The organism is uncultured Oxalicibacterium sp., from assembly GCF_913776015.1.
Lineage (GTDB): Bacteria > Pseudomonadota > Gammaproteobacteria > Burkholderiales > Burkholderiaceae_D > Oxalicibacterium.
In genome coordinates this window covers 1-19,385 of record NZ_CAJYMD010000077.1, presented here as the reverse complement: position 1 = coordinate 19,385, position 19,385 = coordinate 1, and the positions used below count along the sequence as shown (strand labels likewise).

General features: G+C 58.1%; 17 protein-coding genes. 15 read left to right on the top strand and 2 right to left on the bottom strand.

Annotated elements, in window-relative coordinates; all coding sequences use genetic code 11:
- The first annotated feature begins 33 nt into the window (after positions 1 to 33).
- The 8 genes from QZ725_RS14010 to QZ725_RS13975 all read left to right on the top strand — a co-directional run bounded on the left by QZ725_RS14010 (position 34) and on the right by QZ725_RS13975 (position 7,089).
- The gene (locus QZ725_RS14010) at positions 34 to 1,167 is read left to right on the top strand and encodes an ABC transporter permease (protein WP_293780870.1); all 1,134 of its coding nucleotides are present in this window, start codon (positions 34 to 36) and stop codon (positions 1,165 to 1,167) included.
- On the top strand, positions 1,161 to 2,054 hold the full coding sequence (locus QZ725_RS14005; RefSeq protein WP_293780975.1) for an ATP-binding cassette domain-containing protein: 894 nt from the start codon (positions 1,161 to 1,163) through the stop codon (positions 2,052 to 2,054). Before QZ725_RS14010 ends, QZ725_RS14005 begins: the two co-directional genes overlap by 7 nt.
- A gap of 52 nt (positions 2,055 to 2,106) precedes the next feature.
- A complete protein-coding gene (locus QZ725_RS14000) occupies positions 2,107 to 3,036 on the top strand; it encodes an MlaD family protein (RefSeq protein ID WP_293780868.1) in 930 nt (309 codons plus the stop codon).
- Positions 3,037 to 3,064: 28 nt separating this feature from the next.
- The gene (locus tag QZ725_RS13995) at positions 3,065 to 3,694 is read left to right on the top strand and encodes an ABC-type transport auxiliary lipoprotein family protein (RefSeq protein WP_293780866.1); all 630 of its coding nucleotides are present in this window, start codon (positions 3,065 to 3,067) and stop codon (positions 3,692 to 3,694) included.
- On the top strand, positions 3,664 to 4,824 hold the full coding sequence (locus QZ725_RS13990; protein WP_293780864.1) for a VanZ family protein: 1,161 nt from the start codon (positions 3,664 to 3,666) through the stop codon (positions 4,822 to 4,824). Before QZ725_RS13995 ends, QZ725_RS13990 begins: the two co-directional genes overlap by 31 nt.
- Positions 4,825 to 4,862: 38 nt before the next feature.
- Positions 4,863 to 5,183, top strand: coding sequence for an NAD(P)H-dependent oxidoreductase subunit E (locus QZ725_RS13985; protein ID WP_293780861.1), 321 nt, complete (start codon positions 4,863 to 4,865; stop codon positions 5,181 to 5,183).
- 19 nt (positions 5,184 to 5,202) lie between these two features.
- Positions 5,203 to 5,829 carry an alpha/beta hydrolase gene (locus tag QZ725_RS13980; protein WP_293780859.1) on the top strand — a complete coding sequence of 209 codons (627 nt, stop codon included), beginning with the start codon at positions 5,203 to 5,205 and terminating at the stop codon, positions 5,827 to 5,829.
- Between the two features lie 111 nt (positions 5,830 to 5,940).
- The gene (locus QZ725_RS13975) at positions 5,941 to 7,089 is read left to right on the top strand and encodes a D-alanyl-D-alanine carboxypeptidase family protein (protein ID WP_293780856.1); all 1,149 of its coding nucleotides are present in this window, start codon (positions 5,941 to 5,943) and stop codon (positions 7,087 to 7,089) included.
- A 128-nt stretch (positions 7,090 to 7,217) separates the two neighbouring features.
- Here QZ725_RS13975 and QZ725_RS13970 read toward each other — a convergent pair whose 3' ends face one another.
- On the bottom strand, positions 7,218 to 8,366 hold the full coding sequence (locus QZ725_RS13970; protein WP_293780853.1) for a DUF3800 domain-containing protein: 1,149 nt from the start codon (positions 8,364 to 8,366) through the stop codon (positions 7,218 to 7,220).
- A gap of 413 nt (positions 8,367 to 8,779) precedes the next feature.
- Here QZ725_RS13970 and QZ725_RS13965 point away from each other — a divergent pair, with 413 nt between their 5' ends.
- The 4 genes from QZ725_RS13965 (at position 8,780) to QZ725_RS13950 (ending at position 12,219) form a co-directional block, all read left to right on the top strand.
- Positions 8,780 to 9,061, top strand: a complete 282-nt coding sequence (locus tag QZ725_RS13965; protein WP_293780850.1) for a DUF493 family protein — start codon at positions 8,780 to 8,782, stop codon at positions 9,059 to 9,061.
- Positions 9,062 to 9,083: 22 nt separating this feature from the next.
- Positions 9,084 to 9,743, top strand: coding sequence for a lipoyl(octanoyl) transferase LipB (gene lipB, locus QZ725_RS13960; RefSeq protein WP_293780847.1), 660 nt, complete (start codon positions 9,084 to 9,086; stop codon positions 9,741 to 9,743).
- A 148-nt stretch (positions 9,744 to 9,891) separates the two neighbouring features.
- Positions 9,892 to 10,893, top strand: coding sequence for a lipoyl synthase (gene lipA / locus QZ725_RS13955; RefSeq protein WP_293780844.1), 1,002 nt, complete (start codon positions 9,892 to 9,894; stop codon positions 10,891 to 10,893).
- Between the two features lie 36 nt (positions 10,894 to 10,929).
- Positions 10,930 to 12,219 (top strand): MFS transporter, encoded by a 1,290-nt coding sequence (locus QZ725_RS13950; RefSeq protein WP_293780841.1) that lies wholly within the window; start codon positions 10,930 to 10,932, stop codon positions 12,217 to 12,219.
- Positions 12,220 to 12,377: 158 nt separating this feature from the next.
- On the opposite strand, the gene QZ725_RS13945 is transcribed toward QZ725_RS13950, so the two are convergent.
- Entirely contained in the window at positions 12,378 to 14,231 is a 1,854-nt protein-coding gene (locus tag QZ725_RS13945; protein ID WP_293780837.1) for an ABC transporter ATP-binding protein, read from the bottom strand.
- Between the two features lie 792 nt (positions 14,232 to 15,023).
- Between QZ725_RS13945 and QZ725_RS13940 the strand changes: the two genes are divergently transcribed.
- From QZ725_RS13940 to QZ725_RS13930, 3 genes are all read left to right on the top strand, one after another.
- Positions 15,024 to 17,957 carry a monovalent cation/H+ antiporter subunit A gene (locus QZ725_RS13940; RefSeq protein WP_293780834.1) on the top strand — a complete coding sequence of 978 codons (2,934 nt, stop codon included), beginning with the start codon at positions 15,024 to 15,026 and terminating at the stop codon, positions 17,955 to 17,957.
- The gene (locus QZ725_RS13935; RefSeq protein WP_293780831.1) at positions 17,957 to 18,301 is read left to right on the top strand and encodes a Na+/H+ antiporter subunit C; all 345 of its coding nucleotides are present in this window, start codon (positions 17,957 to 17,959) and stop codon (positions 18,299 to 18,301) included. Before QZ725_RS13940 ends, QZ725_RS13935 begins: the two co-directional genes overlap by 1 nt.
- Positions 18,298 to 19,385, top strand: a 1,088-nt coding sequence (locus QZ725_RS13930) for a monovalent cation/H+ antiporter subunit D (RefSeq protein WP_293780828.1), incomplete at its 3' end; no start/stop codon positions are given. The genes QZ725_RS13935 and QZ725_RS13930, both read left to right, overlap by 4 nt.

The following is a 19,385-nucleotide window of genomic DNA, read 5'->3' as shown; positions in this document are numbered from 1 at the left end:
ACGCTGGAATGTTTCTCGCATACACTTTGCCGCATGTCCTCCCCCGCCCCGTCCCTTGCTCCCACCCTCGGTCTCAGCCAGGATGATCATGCGACTGCAACCGCAAGCGGATCGTGGCATGTGCGTGCGCTGACCGAACCGCACACAATGGCGCGCATCAAACAGGCATTGAAAACCGCTGCGCAGTCAAAAACAAGGGAGTGGGATCTGACGCAGGTGGAGGAACTCGATTACATCGGCGCCCAGTTGTTATGGAATGCCTGGGGTCGACAGCGACCTGCCGAACTGAGAGTGGCGGCGCATCACGAAGACTTTTTCCATCGTCTGGAAGAAACCGGCAAGCTCGATCTCAACAAGCTGCCGAAGAAGCGCTGGTATTCGTTCGATGCCATCCTGCGCCGCAAGATGCTGCTGGCCGATCACATGATCGGTTTCGTCACGCTGATTGGACAGCTCGTGATCGATATGGGCCGCTTCGTGCGCCAGCCGCAGCGCGGGCCGTGGAAAGAGATTTCGGCCAATATCTTCCATACGGGCTATCAGGCACTCGGCATCACGGCGCTGGTCGGTTTTCTGATCGGCGTGGTGCTGTCTTATCTGTCGGCGCAGCAGCTGCATCAATTTGGCGGCGACATTTATCTCGTCAACATTCTCGGCATGGCCATCATCCGTGAACTCGGGCCTTTGCTGGCGGCGATTCTAGTGGCCGGCCGCTCCGGGTCATCGATCACGGCGCAACTCGGCGTCATGCGTGTGACGGAAGAGCTCGATGCCATGCTCGTCATGGGCATGCCGCACGGCTTTCGTCTGATTCTGCCCAAGGTTCTCGCGCTGGCACTCTCGATGCCACTGCTGGTGGTCTGGACCGATGCGATGGCGTTGATCGGGGGCATGGTCGCGGCCAACATGGAACTCGGCCTCAGCTACAAATACTTCTTGCGCGAACTGCCAGATGCGGTACCGCTTGCCAATTACTGGATCGGCCTCGGCAAGGGTGTGGTGTTCGGCGGCCTGATTGCGCTGGTCGCCTGTCATTTCGGTCTGCGCATCAAACCCAATACCGAAAGTCTGGGTGCCGGCACGACCATTTCGGTGGTGACGGCCATCACCGTCGTCATCCTCGCCGATGCGTTGTTCGCCATCATTTTCACGGGAGTCGGATTTTGAACGAATGCGATCCGATCGAGCCCAAGGATGGCAGACAGCCGATCATCGAGATCGAAGGCTTGCGCACGCAATTCGGCGAAACAGTGGTGCATGAAGATTTGAATCTGGCGATAAATGAAGGCGAAATCGTCTCATTGGTCGGTGGTTCGGGTTCCGGCAAGACGGTACTGCTGCGACAGATGCTGGGACTGAACCGGCCGTCGTCAGGTGCAGTGCGCGTGTTCGGTGAAGACATCAACCGTATTGACGGCAACCGCTTGCAAACCCTGCGTCAGCGCTGGGGCATGCTGTTCCAGCATGGTGCGCTGTTTTCGGCCCTGAGCGTGCTCGACAACGTGGCGCAACCGTTGCGCGAATTGCGCACGCTGCCCAAGGATGTGGTGATTGATGCGGCATTGCTGAAGCTGCAGATGGCCGGCATCGGTCCTGAACATGCGCGCAAGATGCCTGCCGATCTGTCGGGCGGCATGATCAAGCGCGTGGCACTGGCGCGCGCGCTGGCACTGGATCCTGACTTAGTATTCCTGGACGAACCGACCGCCGGGCTCGATCCGAATGCATCGGAAAGCTTCGTCAGCCTGATTCGTGAACTGCACGACGAAATGAAGCTGACGGTAGTGATGGTGACGCACGATCTGGACACCTTGTTCGCGCTATCGTCGCGCGTGGCGGTGCTGGCCGACAAGCACATCATCGCCTACTGCGCACCGGACAAGGTGGTGGAATTCAAGCATCCGTTCATCGAAACCTTCTTTCGTGGCGAGCGCGGCCAGCGTGCGATCGAGGCGCTGCCCGATCACGTGGAACAGCAGCGCGCGGAAAAGGAAGACGAAAGCAAGAACAATAGTGACAAAGAAAAAAGCGACAAGTACGACGCCCCGCATTAAACGTGTCATGGAAATGGCGTCATGAAACATCAACGCATCATGGAAACGCATCATGGAAAATAAGGCACATGCACTGATGGCGGGCATCTTCACGATCGTGCTGCTGATCGCAGCTGCACTGATCGCGATGTGGTTCAACCAGGACCGCGAGGAACGCATCCCCTACGAAATTGCTACCAACCTTTCCGTCCCCGGACTGAATCCGCAAGCAGCGGTACGCTATCGCGGCCTCGATGTCGGGCGAGTGGATGAAGTGCTGTTCGATCCAGAAAAACCCGGCCGCATTCTGATTCGCTTCAGCGTTTCGAAAAACACGCCAATCACGCGATCAACCTTCGCCACGCTGAATTACCAGGGCGTCACCGGCCTCGCCTACGTGCAACTCGACGACACGGGTCGTGACGGAACATTGCTGCCCTCCTCGAAAAACAAGGTAGCACGCATCGACATGCGCCCCAGCTTACTGGACACGCTGCAACTGCGCGGCCTCGCCATTCTGAGACAAACCGAGGAAGTTGCGCAAAAACTCAACACCTTCTTGTCCGATGAAAACCAGAAGAAGATGCTGGCAGCCTTTACCGATGTCAGCGAAGCTGCAGACAAGATCGCCACCATTCCCGACAAGCTGCAACCGGCACTCGACGAGTTCCCGGCGCTGACGCGCAATGCCAACGAGATGGTTGTTTCGGTCAACAAACTGTCGCAGGATGCCAATGTACTGACCAACAACCTCAACGAATTCACCACGCGCCTGAATGCGCCCGATGGCCCGCTGGCAGGATTCAGCGGCGCGGTCGATAATGTGGGTTCGGCCGCATCGGTCATCGAATACGAAGCCGTGCCGCTGATCAACGAAGCCAAGACTTCGCTGCGCGTATTGAATCGCACGCTGGAAACCTTCAACCAGCGTCCGCAAAGCATCCTGTTCGGCAGCGGCACACCGCAACCGGGGCCGGGCGAACCAGGCTTCCGCGCGCCATGAAGGCTTGTTCATCGAGGAAAGGAAAACAATGATGCGATCATACAAGCACCACACGGCACGTCGCTGGTCGGCTCTACCTGCCTTGCTGCTGGCCGGCCTCATGCTGTCCGGCTGCGCCTCGGAAGCGCCACGCGCCACGCTGCTCGACCTGGGGCCGCAGCGCACACAGACAACTGTCGCGGCCAACGCCCTGCCGGCGATCAGTGTTGCCGAGATTCAGGCACCTGCATGGCTGGACAGCCAGTTGATGTATTACCGCCTCGACTACGCCAACGACTTGCAACCGCGCGCCTACGCCGGCAGTCGCTGGACCATGCCGCCGGCACAGTTGTTTGCGCAGCGCTTCAAGTCCAGTCTGTCACGCAGTGGCGGTGTCGTGATCGCCGCTGCTGACGGTGCGATCAATGTACCGATCCTGCGTCTGGAAGCCGACGAGTTCTCGCAACATTTTGAAAGCGCCGGCAAGAGTTATGGTGAAGTCGCCATTCGTGCCTCGCTGTTCGATGGCCGCGTCCTGCGCACACAGAAAATGTTCGTGCAGCGCATTCCTGCCGCCACTGCCGACGCACAGGGTGGCGCTGCCGCACTGGCCGCCGCCAGTGATGCCGTTATTGCCGACATGAGCACATGGCTCGCGAACCTGCCGCCGAAACGCTGATCCAGCAGTTCCCGCCTGCGCCACCGCGCGAGCCGTCAGTGCTAGCGCGTGGCATTCTGCTCGCCTATCTGGCGCTGATCATCTACGCCAGCCTGTATCCGTTTTCGGGCTGGGAACAACTCGGTGTTCCGCTCGAAAAATATCTGTACGAACCGATTCCACCGCGTTACTGGACCGGCTTCGACGTCGTTACCAACATCCTCGGCTATGTGCCGCTGGGCGTGCTGGCCGTTTATGCGTTCTATCCATCGGTGCGCGGCGTTGCCGCAATGCTTCTGGCGGCGCTGCTCGGCATCCTCGTATCGGGTTCGATGGAAGCCTTGCAGAGTTTCCTGCCCACGCGCGTCACGTCCAACCTTGATTTCCTGACCAACAGCACCGGCGCATTGATCGGGGCCGTGCTGGGTGCACTTACTTATCATCAGGTACTGGAACGCAGCCGTCTGCGGCGCTTGCGGCATCGGCTGTTCACGCCGGAGGCGAGTCGCGGCGTGGTGTTGATGGCCTTGTGGCCGCTCGCGCAAATCTATCCGCAAAGCTATCTGTTCGGCACCGGCCAGTTGCTGCCCGTGCTGTCGGACTGGCTGTCGCTGTGGACCGACGTACCGATCGACCTCAGCGATCTGCTGCGCAATGGCATGCAGCTTTCGGCCAGCCAATACTGGCAGGTGGAGATTGTCGTCACTTGCTGCAGCACGGCTGGCGCGCTGCTGGTGTGGTTTCACATGTTGCGCGACAAGGCACCGCGCTTTCTATTGGTAATTGCCATGCTGGCAGCGGCATTGGCGGTGAAAACGCTGTCGATGGCGCTGCTGTTCAAGCCGCAGAATGCGCTGGCATGGTTGTCCGAAGGCGCGCAACTCGGCTTGCTGGCCGGCGTCGTGCTGCTGGCGCTGCTGGTATGGCTGCCGAAACGCCTGCAACGCTATATGGCGATCATGCTGCTGGCGATTGCCTTCGTCACCATCAACGTCGCGCCGGCCAATCCCTATTTCGTCGCCACACTCGAAACCTGGGTTCAGGGCAAGTTCCTCAACTTCAATGGCGCGGCACAGTTCCTCTCGCTGGTGTGGCCGCTGATCGCCTTCTGGTTCCTGCTGCATCGCACCCATCGCCTGAAGCGAAGCTGACACGGGTGTATCATTCCGGTCTTTGAAGCGAGCCCGCAATGACCGACAACACACAGCATTTTGGCCAACACCTGTTCATCTGCATGAACCAGCGCGACGACGGCCGTGAATGCTGTGCCGAAAAAGGTGCCGCCGCTGCCCAGCAACATCTGAAGGCACGCGTCAAGGACCTCGGCCTCAGCAAAACCGGCGCCGTTCGCGTCAATCAGGCCGGTTGCCTGGGTCGCTGCGAACTCGGTCCCGTCCTCGTCATCTATCCGCAAGGCACGTGGTACACCTATGTCGATCAGGAAGATATCGACGAGATCATTGACGAACATCTGGTCGGCGGCCGCGTGGTCGAACGTCTGAAGATCTGAACGCTGGAGCACAGTCCGCATGAACGCACAAACCCGCTATTTCCTTCTCGACGGCGTGGCCGGTGCGCTTGAATGCGCGCTCGATCTGCCGGGCGACAATGCACCAGTCGGCATCGCCCTCGTGGCGCATCCGCATCCGCTGTTCGGCGGCACGATGGACAACAAGGTTGTGCACACACTGACGCGTGCCTTTACCTCACTCGGCTATGCAGCGTTCCGCATGAATTTCCGTGGGGTCGGCAAATCCGGTGGTGAATATGATGAAGGCCGCGGCGAAACCGACGACATGGCGCAACTGCTGGCACACGCCCGCGAACTGTATCCCGATCTGCCCTTCGCGCTGGCCGGTTTTTCGTTCGGCACGTATGTACAGACGCAGCTGCAGGAACGCCTGACCGCTGCCGGCACGTCGGCTGAACGTCTGGCGCTGGTCGGCTCCGCGCCCGGCAAATGGCCGTTGCCGAACGTGCCGAGTGATACGATCGTGATCCATGGCGAACTCGACGATACGATTCCGCTGAGCAACGTTTTCGACTGGGCGCGTCCGCAAGACCTGCCTGTGCTGGTGGTGCCGGGCTCCGATCATTTTTTCAACCGCAAATTGCAACATATCAAGAATCATGTAGTCCAAATGTGGCACCGCTAAGTTCGCGAGCGCACCGACTGGCCGATCAAACTGTTTGTCGTTTTCTTTACACCCTTCGTTTCCACCCTTTAGCAACCGACGCATGCCCACCCATGCGCCTCAGAAAGTCCGATGAAAAATCTCCTTGCGCTCGTTCTCGCCACCGTTCTCTCCGTTTCCGCCGCCTTCGCCCAAACCGTTCCGTCGCCGACGATCAATGCCAAATCGTGGCTCTTGCTCGATGCATCGAGCAACCAGATTCTGGCCTCGCAGGAACCCAATATGCGCATCGAGCCTGCCTCGCTGACCAAGCTGATGACGGCCTATGTGGTCTTCAATGCGCTGAAGGAAAAGAAGCTCGATCTGAACCAGATGATCAATGTGTCGGAACACGCATGGCGAGTCGATCCGAGCAGCTCCAAGATGTTCATCGAGCCGCGCACGCCGGTATCGGTCAACAACCTGCTGTACGGCCTGATCGTGCAATCGGGTAACGACGCCGCCGTTGCGCTGGCCGAAGCCGTGGCCGGCACCGAAGACGTATTCGTCTCGCTGATGAACCGCGAAGCCGAACGCATGGGCATGACCTCGACACGCTTTGCCAATCCGCACGGCCTGCCGAGCGAAACCAACTATTCGACCGCACGCGATCTGTCGATCCTGGCTTCGCGCCTGATCATCGATCATCCGCAATATTTCGCGACCTACTATTCGACCAAGGAATTCACCTACAACAACATCAAGCAGCCGAACCGCAATCGCCTGCTGTGGCTGGACCCGACCGTTGACGGCATGAAGACCGGCTACACAAACGGTGCCGGCTATTGCCTGATTTCGACCGCCAAGCGCCCTGCCGGCAACGGCGAACGACGTCTGATTTCGGTAGTGCTGGGCACGACCTCGGATCAGGCACGTGCTGCAGAAAGCCAGAAACTGCTGAATTGGGGCTTCCTGAATTTCGACGCCGTCCGTCTGTACACGAAAGACCAGGCCGTTGCCACGCCAAACGTCTGGAAAGGCACGCAAAACACTGTCAAGATCGGCTTCACGCGTGACCTCTGGGTAACTGTTCCGAAAGGCACGGCTGATAAGATCAAACCCGTTCTGCAACGCAAGGACCCACTGGTCGCCCCGATCGACAAGAATAGCCAGGTTGGCACGCTGAAGATTGAAATTGATGGCCGCACCGCAGCGGAATTGCCGGTCGTGGCGCTGGAGCAAGTCGGTGAAGCCGGCATGTTCGGCCGTGCATGGGATGCGATTCGTCTCTGGATGCATTGATTCGGCCATCGCATGATGTAAGCGTTTGCTCGCTTACACGGCGATCAAACAAAGAAAACGGCAGGTACGCGTAAGCGGCCTGCCGTTTTTCTTGTCCATTCAATCTTCGCTTGTAAATTTCTAAACGTTTAGTGTTTTCGTGATTTTTCAATTGTTTCTACGAACGCTGTAAGCTCAGGGAACCCAGCACCGCTGAGCAAATCAACTTTCCCTTGGCTAGCAACCATGAAACTTCGTCTGGCAATACCGAGCCTATCAATTAGCGGTCTAACTAAGCCGTCTACTCGCTCCACAAAATCTTTTAGATCTTGGTAGCTTCTTGGAATTTTATAGCCCTTGGTGCAACTTGAAATCAGAACTCCTTCATCCCTAAGTTTCGCAATAATCTTTGAGCGAATAGCTTGTTCGCTGATCGTCTCAAAACCCCGTTCTTTCAAGTGTTTGATAATGTCAAATGTGGAGACATAATCCCGCGAGGGATCAAATTTACTAATGAATACCAAATGGTTCAGTGTTGCTATTTGCAGTATTTTCTCGTCCTGATAAGCATCTGTATTTTCAGCTAAGAAGACTTCAGCCTGATTAAGGGCATGCTTGTAGATTAAGCTGTCGAACTCGTTAGTGCTCTTAAGCTCTGGATGAAACGGATATTTTGTTGGCCACTCCTGAATATCCAATGCATTATTTTTTAGTAAATTGAAATACTCTTCCTTCAGCGCAGGTGAGCTTTTTTCTTCATATACGCGCGCAATAGAACCAACAATAAAGTCTGCTAACTGAATAAGTACATTTTCTTTGCTTGAGGCCGTTGATACATCAGAATCCCAGAAAAGATCTGGCTTATGATTTTTCTCGATGTATGAACGGAAGCTATTGATGAATTTTTGATCTCCATGTTCATCGGCAATGATGCTTATTTTGTTGAAGCTGTGGAATAATTGCTGATAAAGCAAGCCATTCGTAAATTTGAAAAAAGACTGCTTGTATTGCAAGCCACCATCTTTGAACACCTTACTTTTATCTATAACAACCGCACAGAATTTGAAATCGATCTTGCTCAAATCTCTTAGTATCCTAATTCTTCTGTGATCGCCATCATTGTTTTTGACTCCACTAGACTTCATTTCCCCTGATTGAAAATGACGTTTCCTAATCGCATCGACTTGCTGTTTGGTCGATGTAATAGCTGATTCGTTAAGTACTACGGCAAGGACAAGAAAATAATCTGTGGCCCCCCGATTTTTCGGTTTCAATGTCGAGATTTCCGGATTCGTCAACGTAGGCAAATATACGTTCCATGGCAATCGGGCTAAATTAGATAAGATGGGTAGCCAATTATGGTCGCCATATTTCCTAAAAGATAGCTTTTATATCCATTGAATTTACTTGAATAGGCTCATCTGAGATTGAGCGCTCAGCGAGGCAGTACTTTTGAATTTGCACAGCATGATCCCGTTAAAAAAATAAACCGCACCCACATTTTCACTTACGGGCTTTTGTATTCTGAGCCCCCCCCGACCTAGACTCGAAACAAGCATCAGTTGATTAACCGTCCGCCGCTCTATTGATGGGGAGCGCATCCCACACCTCGCGTCAGTCAGAGACACTCGTCCTACCGCCATTCCCGTTATCATGTCGTCTTCTGGTCGTTTGCGCGTTGCAGACGACATGCACCCCGAGTAGCCATGCCATGAACGAACCCATCGACCCAAAAGACAGCCTGATCGAATACCCGAGCGACTTCCCCATCAAGGTCGTCGGTCTGATGCATGACGAATTTGCCCAAACCATCGTCGAAGTCGTCACCGTGCACGATCCGGAATTTCACGCGGGGAAGGTCGAAACCATGCGACCTTCTTCGGCAGGCAAGTATTTGTCGCTGACGATCACCGTGCGCGCCACCAGCCGTGAACAGCTCGACAATGTGTATCGCGCCCTGTCCGGCCATCCGATGGTGAAGTTCGTTCTCTGACGCGCTGGTCTTTGCGATAAACATGAACGCCGTTGCCGACCGTCTGCAGCCTCTGATCCGCGATCGCGGGCTGGAAGCCTACGACGTCACGTTCCCAGCGATGCGCGCCTTCACCGATGCCCGCCATGCCGGCACCGCAGATGAAATCTGGCTGGTCGAGCATCCGCCCGTCTATACACTCGGGCTGGCCGCCGATCCCGGCCATGTACTGGATGCGCACGGCATTCCCGTGATCCAGACCGATCGCGGCGGCGAAGTGACCTACCACGGACCGGGCCAGGTAGTGATCTACCTGCTGCTGGACTTGCGCCGCAATCATCCCGACGCGCGCCTGTTCGCCCGCGAACTCGTGCATCGCATCGAGCAGGCAGTCATCGATACGCTGGCGGCGTATAATCTGGCCGGTGAACGCCATCCCGGTGCGCCGGGCATTTACCTGAGTGAGGGGCCGTTGCGTGGCGCGAAAATCGCGGCGCTGGGCCTGAAGATTCGTGCGAGCGGCTGTACCTATCACGGTGTGTCGCTGAATGTGGCAATGGATTTGCAACCGTTTTCGTGGATCAATCCCTGCGGTTATGCCGGCCTGCAAACCATCGACATGCGCAGCCTGGGCAGCGCCGCCACGGTGGGCGAAGTAAGGCACACACTGACGCAACATCTGATTGCGAGTCTGTTTCGATAGGCTCGCATTTTGTATTTCCGGCGGCCCGACAGAATCGGACCACCTGTTTTCACCCTGTGGCAGACGCTACGCGCCGATGCCGCAAACCGTCACCCGCAGCGCGACCCGCTGTATGGCAAACGGCCAACCCACGGAGCGACCAGCCCAAATGAGCATCGACAGCCAAGCCCCTAGCGCCCCCGCCTACGACCCGACTGCCAAGCAGAAAGGCGCAGCTAAGACCGTACGCATCCCGATCAAGGTGGTGCAAGCCGAACGCCTGCCCAAACCCGACTGGATTCGCGTGCGCGCCGGCTCGCCTTCCACGCGCTTCTACGAAATAAAGGAGATTCTGCGTGAGCACAAGCTGCATACGGTATGCGAAGAAGCAAGTTGCCCCAACATCGGCGAATGCTTCGGCAAGGGCACGGCAACTTTCATGATCATGGGCGACAAATGCACGCGTCGCTGCCCGTTCTGCGATGTGGGCCACGGTCGTCCTGATCCGCTTGATGCAGACGAACCCGAAAACTTGGCGAAGACGATTGCCGCATTGCGGCTCAATTATGTCGTCATCACCTCGGTTGATCGCGACGATCTACGCGATGGCGGTGCTGGCCATTTCGCTGCCTGCATCGAACGCGTGCGCGCTCTGTCCCCGAAAACCCAGATCGAAGTCCTGGTGCCAGATTTCCGCGGTCGCATGGATCGTGCGCTGGAAATTCTCAAGATGGCCCCGCCGGACGTGATGAATCACAATCTCGAAACCGCGCCGCGACTGTACAAGGAAGCGCGTCCCGGCTCCGATTATCTGTACTCGCTGAGCCTGCTCAAGCGCTTCAAGGAACTGCATCCGAACGTGCCGACCAAGTCCGGCATCATGGTCGGCCTTGGTGAAACCGATGAAGAAGTGCTGCAAGTCATGCGCGACATGCGCGAACACAATGTGGACATGCTGACCATCGGCCAGTACCTGATGCCGAGCGGCGATCACCTGCCGGTACGCCGCTACGTGCACCCCGACACGTTCAAGATGTTCGAGGAAGAAGCGTACAAGATGGGCTTCAAGCATGCGGCTGTCGGCGCGATGGTGCGCTCCAGTTATCACGCCGATCAACAGGCGCATGGCGTGACTGCCGCCATCGGTCTGGCGGATGCCCCGCACGCATAACAACAGGATTTTTTCAGGGAAGAAAGAACAGCAATAATGAGCGATGCACACGCGGCCGATGGCGGCTTCAAGCAAGTCAACTCAAAGGCAAACGTCCTGTTTGCTAGCCTGATCGGCACCACCATCGAGTTCTTTGACTTTTATATCTACGCGACGGCTGCCGTCCTTGTCTTCCCGCACCTGTTCTTCCCGTCCTCCGATCCTACTGCTGCGATGCTGCAATCGCTGGCGACATTTGCGATTGCCTTCTTTGCGCGTCCGGTCGGCTCGGCCGTGTTCGGTCACTACGGTGACCGCATCGGTCGCAAGGCGACGCTGGTTGCGGCCCTGCTGACGATGGGCTTATCAACCGTCGCCATCGGTCTGCTGCCGACGTATGAAGCCATTGGCTGGGTGGCGCCGGCCTTGTTGGCGCTCTGCCGTTTCGGTCAGGGACTGGGGCTGGGTGGCGAATGGGGCGGTGCGGTGTTGCTGGCGACCGAGAACGCGCCGCCAGGCAAGATCGCCTGGTATGGCTGCTTTCCGCAACTGGGCGCGCCGATCGGTTTCTTCATGTCGGGCGGTATCTTCCTGATCCTGACGGAAACGCTGACCAACGAACAATTCTTCAGCTATGGCTGGCGCATTCCGTTTCTCGCCAGCGCAGTACTGGTGCTGGTCGGCCTGTATGTGCGTTTGAAGATCACCGAGACGCCCGCGTTCCAGAAAGTCATCGATCACGAAGAACGCGCCAAGGTGCCGCTCGTAACGGTATTTTCAGAACATGGCGGCATGCTGGTAGCCGGTACGCTGATCGCGCTGGCGACCTTCGTGCTGTTTTACCTGATGACGGTATTCGCGCTGAGCTGGGGCACGACCGGCCTCGGCTATTCGCGGCATGACTTCCTGATTGCGCAACTGTGTGCGGTGGTGTTCTTCGCCATCACGATTCCGGTTTCGGCACTGCTGGCTGATCGTTATGGTCGTCGCATCACGATGATTCTGGTATCGATTGCGATGATCGTGTTCGGCCTTTGTTTTGCACCGCTGTTCGTGGCCAACGACCTGGTGACCGTGACAGTCTTCCTGTCACTCGGGCTGGCGCTGATGGGGATGACGTATGGCCCGCTGGGCACCATGCTCTCGGAACTCTTCCCGACCGCGATCCGCTACACAGGCGTGTCGCTGACCTTCAACCTCGGTGGCATTCTGGGTGCCTCTCTTGCACCTTACATCGCGACTTGGCTGGCAACGCATCACGGCTTGCAATACGTCGGCTATTACCTGTCAGGCGCAACCTTGCTGACATTGATCGCCTTGCTGCTGGCCAGACCGTCAGCTGACTAGACGAGTAAAAAAAAACATTTCGGCTCGTTGCCGTATCTTGTCTGACACCAACGGTACTGCCTGCGATACAGCGTGTGTCATGAACCGCCAGGCTGGGTTTTCCTGGCAGTGCCAAATCGCTGATGTGCAACGTGCCGACACGTCGCACATCGCATTCGTCAGAGGCCTGCCCCCGTCTCTTCTTCCGCTTCCTCACCGAGGAAACCGCCACTCTGATGTGCCCACAGGCGCGCATACAAACCACTGCGCGCCAGCAGTTCGGCATGCGTACCTTCTTCCACGATGCGCCCCTTGTCGAGCACGATGAGTCGATCCATTGCCGCAATCGTGGAAAGACGATGCGCAATTGCCACCACGGTCTTGCCTTCCATCAGATCGTAGAGGCTGGCCTGGATCGCGGCTTCGGCTTCGGAATCGAGCGCACTGGTGGCTTCATCCAGCAGCAGGATAGGCGCGTCCTTGAGCATCACGCGCGCAATCGCAATCCGCTGGCGTTGTCCGCCTGACAGCTTGACGCCGCGCTCGCCGACATGCGCATCGTAGCCGGTGCGGCCTTGGGCATCGCCGAGTGTCTGGATGAAATCGTGCGCTTCGGCGCGGCGTGCTGCCGACAGCATGTCGGCTTCGTCCGCATCGGGACGGCCATAGAGAATGTTGTCGCGCACCGAGCGATGCAGCAGCGACGTATCCTGCGTGACCATGCCGACTTGCGCACGCAGCGAATTCTGCGTGACTTGCGAAATATCCTGTCCATCGATGAGGATGCGCCCCTTGTCGATATCGTAGAAACGCAGCAGCAGGTTCACGATGGTCGATTTACCCGCTCCCGAACGCCCCACCAGCCCGACCTTTTCGCCAGGCTTGATCGTGAGGTCGAAATGATCGATCACATCGCGCGGACCGCCATAACCGAAGCTGACATCCTCGAAACGCAATTCCCCGCGCGATACCGTGATCGGCTTGGCCGTCGCCGCATCGGTCACGGCATGCGCACGCGACAAGGTATTGATGCCATCCTGCACGGTGCCGACCTGCTCGAACAGGCTGGCCATTTCCCACATCACCCAATGCGACATGCCATTCAGGCGCAGCGCCATGGCCGTTGCGGCGGCGACGGCACCAACGCCGATCTGCCCGTGACTCCACAGCCACAGCGCCATGCCAGCCGTGCCGAGGATCAGCAACATGCTCAAGGCATGATTGACGACTTCAAAGCCGGAGACCAGACGCATCTGCCCATGCACGGCCACCATGAATTCCTGCATGGCACCGCGCACGTAATGTGCCTCGCGGCCCGCATGCGAGAACAGCTTGACGGTACCGATGTTGGTATAGGCGTCCGTAATGCGACCCGTCATCAGCGAGCGCGCATCGGCCTGACGACGCGAAACGCGGCTCAAACGCGGAATGAAATAGCGCAAGGCGATGCCATACGCTGCCGCCCAGCCGATAAACGGCACCAGCATCCATGTATCGAAACTGCCGACCACGGCCGCCATCGTGACGAAGTAAATGAAGACGAATACCAGAATATCGCCGGCGATCATGCACACATCGCGCACTGCCAGCGCAGTCTGCATGACCTTGGTGGCAATGCGTCCGGCAAATTCGTCCTGATAGAAACCCATGCTCTGGTTGAGCATGAGTCGATGGAAATTCCAGCGCAACTGCATGGGGAAATTCCCGGCCAGCGTCTGGTGCTTGAAGAACGTCTGCAAGGCGACCAGCACGGTACTGCCAAGAATCAGCCCCACCAGCAGAACCAGGCTGTTCTTTTCCTGCGCCCACAATTGCGCCGGTTCGACCTTGGCCAGCCAATCCACCACATGGCCCATCATGGCGAACAGCAGGGCTTCGAAGGCACCGGTCAACGCCGTCAGCAATGTCATCGCCACGATGTAGCGTCGCGCACCTTTGGTGCAGGCCCAGATGAAGGCGAAGAAGCCCGTCGGTGGCGTGGCCGGACGTTCTTCCTTGTAGGGGTACAGCAGATTTTCAAACCAGCGCAGCATGCATTTCTCCAAATCGTTCCGGCTCGGGAATTTTTGACGACTCGTGCGTACTAAATTGCAGATTGCATAAAGACATCGCGCAGCGATGACATGCGAACGACAGGCAGGGAGAAGGCAGAGCGAACCGGACAAGCAAGGCGAAATTCTTGCATATTCACGCCCATTGCGTGCAAAAGCGCGCCGGCTTGCTCTTCACGATCTTTGCAAGTACAGCGCGATCGCCTACAGATCGCCGCGCTTATGCCTTTTAGAGAGGAATTTGCAGAGAATTGCGTGCAATTGCACATAAGCATGCATGCAGTCTGGTATCATGCCGAGGTCGTTGTTCGATGAGCAAGCCGTGCGCGGCCGTACTCATCGGTCATGGGTGCCGCCCCGAGCGGCATGTCTCGTCAAGAAGGAAATGTGGCAGCAACAACGTTGCGGCGGCGTTTCTGGAAATATCTCCGTCTGTTCACACAGAGCGCGCCTGATCCTCAGGCAGCGTTCCGAATAGCCGGGGGCGCAGTTTTCGCCATGCGAATGTGTATCGGGCGGAAGGCAAATCAACCTTGCCTCCTGTCGGCCCGAAGGCGCATTGGTGCGGCTTGTATGTCATCACAAGATGTCGATTGTCCGGGAAAGGGGTGACCTGCAAACATAAACAGTCTGGACCAGCAAGCACGCTGCCGATGAGCGGCAAGCCGGCTGTTACCGAGTTTCGGTGGAAATCATTCCTCATCCGATTATCGACAAACCCATGGCGGCCGGTTGCGTGCCGAGCGCCTGTTTTTCCTGAATGTTTTCCTGCGCATGCCTATACCCGCCGAATCCCTGTTGCTACTCTCACTGATTGCCGTGCCGTTTCTGGGCAGTGTAATCGCTGCCTGCATGCCGTCGAATGCGCGCAACATGGAATCGATATTGGCTGGTGGCGTTGCGCTGTACGGGCTGATCGTCACGATCTATCTGTACCAATACGTGGGAAACGGCGAACCCGTACGCTATTCGGCCGAATGGCTGCCGTCGCTGGGACTGGAATTCCTGCTGAGACTCGACGGGCTGGCCTGGCTGTTTGCGATGCTGGTACTTGGCGTCGGCTTGCTGGTGGTGCTGTACGCACGCTATTACATGTCGGACGAAGATCCGGTACCGCGCTTCTTTGCCTTCCTGCTGGCCTTCATGGGCTCGATGCTTGGCGTCGTCCTGTCTGGCAACCTGATTCAACTGGTCGTGTTCTGGGAACTGACCAGCGTCACCTCCTTCCTGCTGATCGGCTACTGGCATCACCGTATCGATGCACGGCGCGGTGCCCGTATGGCGTTTACCGTCACCGCCACTGGCGGCCTGTGCCTGCTGTGCGGCGTACTGATCCTTGGCCACATCGTCGGCAGCTACGATCTCGATACCGTACTGGCAGCGGGCGACATCATTCGCGCCCATACGCTGTATCTGCCCGCGCTGATCCTGATCGCGCTTGGCGCGCTGACCAAGAGCGCACAATTCCCGTTTCACTTCTGGCTGCCGCATGCCATGGCGGCACCGACGCCGGTGTCTTCATATTTGCACTCGGCTACCATGGTCAAGGCCGGCATCTTCCTGCTGATGCGTTTGTGGCCGTCCCTGTCCGGCACGCCCGAATGGACCTGGCTGATCGCGGGGGCCGGTGTTTGCACCCTGCTGATCGGTTCCTTCGTTGCCATTTTCCAGCATGACCTTAAAGGCTTGCTGGCCTATTCGACGATCAGCCATCTCGGCCTGATCACGACACTGCTCGGCATCGGCACGCCGCTGGGCGTAGTGGCCGCGATCTTCCATACGCTGAACCACGCGATCTTCAAGGCATCGCTGTTCATGGCTGCCGGCATCATCGATCACGAAACCGGCACGCGCGACATGCGTGTGCTGCGCGGTCTGCGCAAGGCATTGCCGATCACGGCGACGCTGGCGGTGGTCGCCAGTGCCTCGATGGCTGGCGTACCGCTGCTCAATGGCTTCCTGTCGAAAGAAATGTTCTTTGCCGAAACCTTGCATGTCGGCGGCAGCGACAACTGGTGGATGTCTTATGCCGCCGTGGCAATGGGTATCTTCAGCGTGGCGTATTCGCTGCGCTTTATCAGCGTCTTCTTCGGCAAGCTGCCGGACGATCTGCCCAAGGAGCCGCACGAGCCGCCGCACTGGATGCGTTTTCCGGTCGAATTCCTGGTGCTGTTGTGCCTGATCGTCGGCATTATTCCCGGCATCAGCGTCGGCCCGTATCTGCATCAGTCAGTTGAAGCGGTACTTGGCGAACAAACGCCGGTCTACAGCCTGTCGGTCTGGCATGGCCTGAACCTGCCGCTGGCGATGAGCGTGGTGGCACTGGTCGGCGGCATTCTGTTCTACGTCATCCTACGGAAGTACTTCACGTTGCAACAGCGTGCCGACGTGCCGGTACTGCACCGCATTTCTGGCGCACAAGCCTATGAGACCGCGATGCTACAACTGAGCGCGGCCGCCAACTTCCTCGTCAAATGGCTGGGTACGCGACGCCTGCAACCCCAACTGTTCCTGATCGTGGTGGCGATGATCGGCGTGCCCTGGTTGCTCGCAGGCCCATTGCCCGTGCTCAAGCCGGCTTCGTACACCAATGTCGAACCCTTGTTTGGCGTAATGTGGCTGATCGGCTGTGCATGCGCCTTGACGGCTGCTTGGCAAGCGAAGTTTCACCGTCTCGCTGCGCTGATTCTGGTCGGTGGCGTCGGCGTCGTCACCAGCATGACCTTCCTGTGGCTGTCGGCCCCCGATCTGGCGCTGACGCAGTTGATGGTGGAAACCGTGACCGCCGTGCTGATCCTGCTGGGTCTGCGCTGGTTGCCGCGTCGTTTGCCGCCGAAAGAACTGCAGAACGGCTTGCAGATTCCGCGTTCGGTGTGGCTGCGTCGCTCGCGCGACTTCGTGCTGGCGGCAATCGGCGGCCTTGCGATCGCAGGCATCAGCTATGTTGTACTGATGCATCCACAGCCCGATAGCATCGGCAACTATTTCCTCGCACGCGCGCTGCCGGAAGGCGGCGGCACCAACGTGGTCAACGTACTGCTCGTCGATTTCCGCGGCTTCGATACGATGGGTGAAATCACCGTGCTGGCAATCGTGGCGCTGACCGTGTATGCGCTGTTGCGTCGCTTCCGCCCTGCGGCGGAAAGCATCGCGATTCCCGAACAACAGATGAACAACACCGATCCGGCGGCCTTGCAAACGCCGGCCGAACAGGTGGACAAAGGCTATCTGCACGTACCGAGCGTGTACCTGCGCTTCCTGCTGCCTTTCATGGGTGTGATCGTGGTGTATTTCTTCATGCGCGGACACAACCTGCCGGGTGGCGGTTTCGTCGCCGGCCTGATCTTCGCTGTCGCCATCATCGTGCAGTACATGATCGCCGGTACGCAGTGGGTCGAATCGCATATCCATCTGCGCCCCCTGCGCTGGATCACCTGGGGTCTGGTCGTCGCTGCGTGTACCGGTGCCGGTGCGATGGTCCTCGGCTTCCCGTTCTTGACCAGCCACACCGCACACCTGACCTTGCCGATTCTGGGTGAAGTGCATGCGCCGAGCGCCTTCATGTTCGATCTGGGCGTGTTCCTCGTCGTGGTCGGTTCGACCATGCTGATCCTGGTTGCGCTGGCGCACCAGACCGTCCGTAGCCGCCGTCCGCAAGCGGGCGGCACACCCGATACCGTTGTCTTGCCCAAACGAGGAGCCACCTGATGGAGCTGATCATTTCGCTCGCCATCGGCGTCCTGTTCGGTTCAGGCATCTGGCTGATTCTGCGTCCCCGTAGTTTCCAGGTGCTGACCGGCCTGATGCTGATGTCGTATGCCGTCAACCTGTTCATTTTCATCATGGGCCGCCTGTGGGTGGACAAACCGCCGCTGACGCTGGGCCAAGGCCCGGCCGACCCATCGATGTACAGTGATCCGCTGCCGCAGGCACTCGTACTGACGGCCATCGTGATCGGCTTTGCAACGACGGCGCTGTACCTCGTCGTGATGATCGGCTCGCGCGGTTTGACCGGCACCGATCACGTGGATGGTGAGGAGCCGGATCAATGACAAGTCTGACCTGGAACCAGCAACTGATCATCCTGCCGATCCTGCTGCCGCTGATCTGCGGCGCAGTGCTGATCATGATCAACGAGAGTCGCCATCAGTTGAAGTTTTTCATCAACTTGGCATCGATCCTGATTCAGTTCAGCATCGCCGTCTGCCTGATGAAACTGACGGATACCGGTAGCTGGCCCGACAACATGGGCGTCTACCTGGCCGCCAACTGGTCGGCACCGTTCGGCATCGCGCTCGCCGCCGATCGCCTTGCTGCGCTGATGCTGCTGTTGACCTCGGTCATGGCTGGTGCCGCGCTGCTGTTCTCGACCATGCGCTGGAGCCGCATCGGCGTGCACTTCCACTCGTTGTTCCAGTTCCTGCTGATGGGCATCAATGGCGCCTTCCTCACGCACGATCTGTTCAACCTGTTCGTGTTCTTTGAAGTCATGCTGGCCGCGTCATACGGCTTGCTGCTGCACGGCTACAACGTCACGCGTTTGCGCGCCGGCATGCAGTACATCGCGATCAACCTTGCGGCCTCGCTACTTTTCCTGATCGGCGTGGCGCTGATCTATGCCAGCGCCGGCACACTCAACATGGCCGATCTGGCCGGTCGCATTGCCGGCATCGGTGGCGAAGACCTGTTCCTGCTCAAGGTCGGTGTTGCCGTCCTGGCGATTGCCTTCCTGACCAAGAGCGCAATGTGGCCGCTCGGCTTCTGGCTGCCAACCACGTATTCCGCCGCCTCGCCGCCTGTCGCCGCGATGCTGGTCCTGATGACCAAGGTCGGCGCGTATGTGGTGCTGCGCATCTGGCTGCTGGTGTTTTCGAATGACGCGGGCGACGCCGCACATTACGGCTATCAGGCGCTGCTGTGGGGCGGCATGGCAACGATCCTGTTCGGCGCTGCCGGCATGCTGGCGAGTGAAGGTTTGGGGCGCATGGCTGGTTATGGTGCCATTGTGTCGTCGGGCACGCTGCTGGCGATCGTCGGCTACGGTCAGGCTTCGCTGGTCACCGCCGGTTTGTATTACCTGCTCGGCTCGACGATGGCGATGGGCGCATTCGTCTTGCTGATCGAATTGATCGAACG

What these genes read in the sequence shown, in the direction of transcription:
- QZ725_RS14010 (WP_293780870.1), top strand. Translation starts at nt 34, where the DNA reads ATGTCCTCCCCCGCCCCGTCCCTTGCTCCCACCCTCGGTCTCAGCCAG.
- QZ725_RS14000 (WP_293780868.1), top strand. Translation starts at nt 2,107, where the DNA reads ATGGAAAATAAGGCACATGCACTGATGGCGGGCATCTTCACGATCGTG.
- QZ725_RS13995 (WP_293780866.1), top strand. Translation starts at nt 3,065, where the DNA reads ATGATGCGATCATACAAGCACCACACGGCACGTCGCTGGTCGGCTCTA.
- QZ725_RS13990 (WP_293780864.1), top strand. Translation starts at nt 3,664, where the DNA reads ATGGCTCGCGAACCTGCCGCCGAAACGCTGATCCAGCAGTTCCCGCCT.
- QZ725_RS13985 (WP_293780861.1), top strand. Translation starts at nt 4,863, where the DNA reads ATGACCGACAACACACAGCATTTTGGCCAACACCTGTTCATCTGCATG.
- QZ725_RS13980 (WP_293780859.1), top strand. Translation starts at nt 5,203, where the DNA reads ATGAACGCACAAACCCGCTATTTCCTTCTCGACGGCGTGGCCGGTGCG.
- QZ725_RS13975 (WP_293780856.1), top strand. Translation starts at nt 5,941, where the DNA reads ATGAAAAATCTCCTTGCGCTCGTTCTCGCCACCGTTCTCTCCGTTTCC.
- QZ725_RS13965 (WP_293780850.1), top strand. Translation starts at nt 8,780, where the DNA reads ATGAACGAACCCATCGACCCAAAAGACAGCCTGATCGAATACCCGAGC.
- lipB (WP_293780847.1), top strand. Translation starts at nt 9,084, where the DNA reads ATGAACGCCGTTGCCGACCGTCTGCAGCCTCTGATCCGCGATCGCGGG.
- lipA (WP_293780844.1), top strand. Translation starts at nt 9,892, where the DNA reads ATGAGCATCGACAGCCAAGCCCCTAGCGCCCCCGCCTACGACCCGACT.
- QZ725_RS13950 (WP_293780841.1), top strand. Translation starts at nt 10,930, where the DNA reads ATGAGCGATGCACACGCGGCCGATGGCGGCTTCAAGCAAGTCAACTCA.
- QZ725_RS13945 (WP_293780837.1), bottom strand. Translation starts at nt 14,231, where the DNA reads ATGCTGCGCTGGTTTGAAAATCTGCTGTACCCCTACAAGGAAGAACGT.
- QZ725_RS13940 (WP_293780834.1), top strand. Translation starts at nt 15,024, where the DNA reads ATGCCTATACCCGCCGAATCCCTGTTGCTACTCTCACTGATTGCCGTG.
- QZ725_RS13935 (WP_293780831.1), top strand. Translation starts at nt 17,957, where the DNA reads ATGGAGCTGATCATTTCGCTCGCCATCGGCGTCCTGTTCGGTTCAGGC.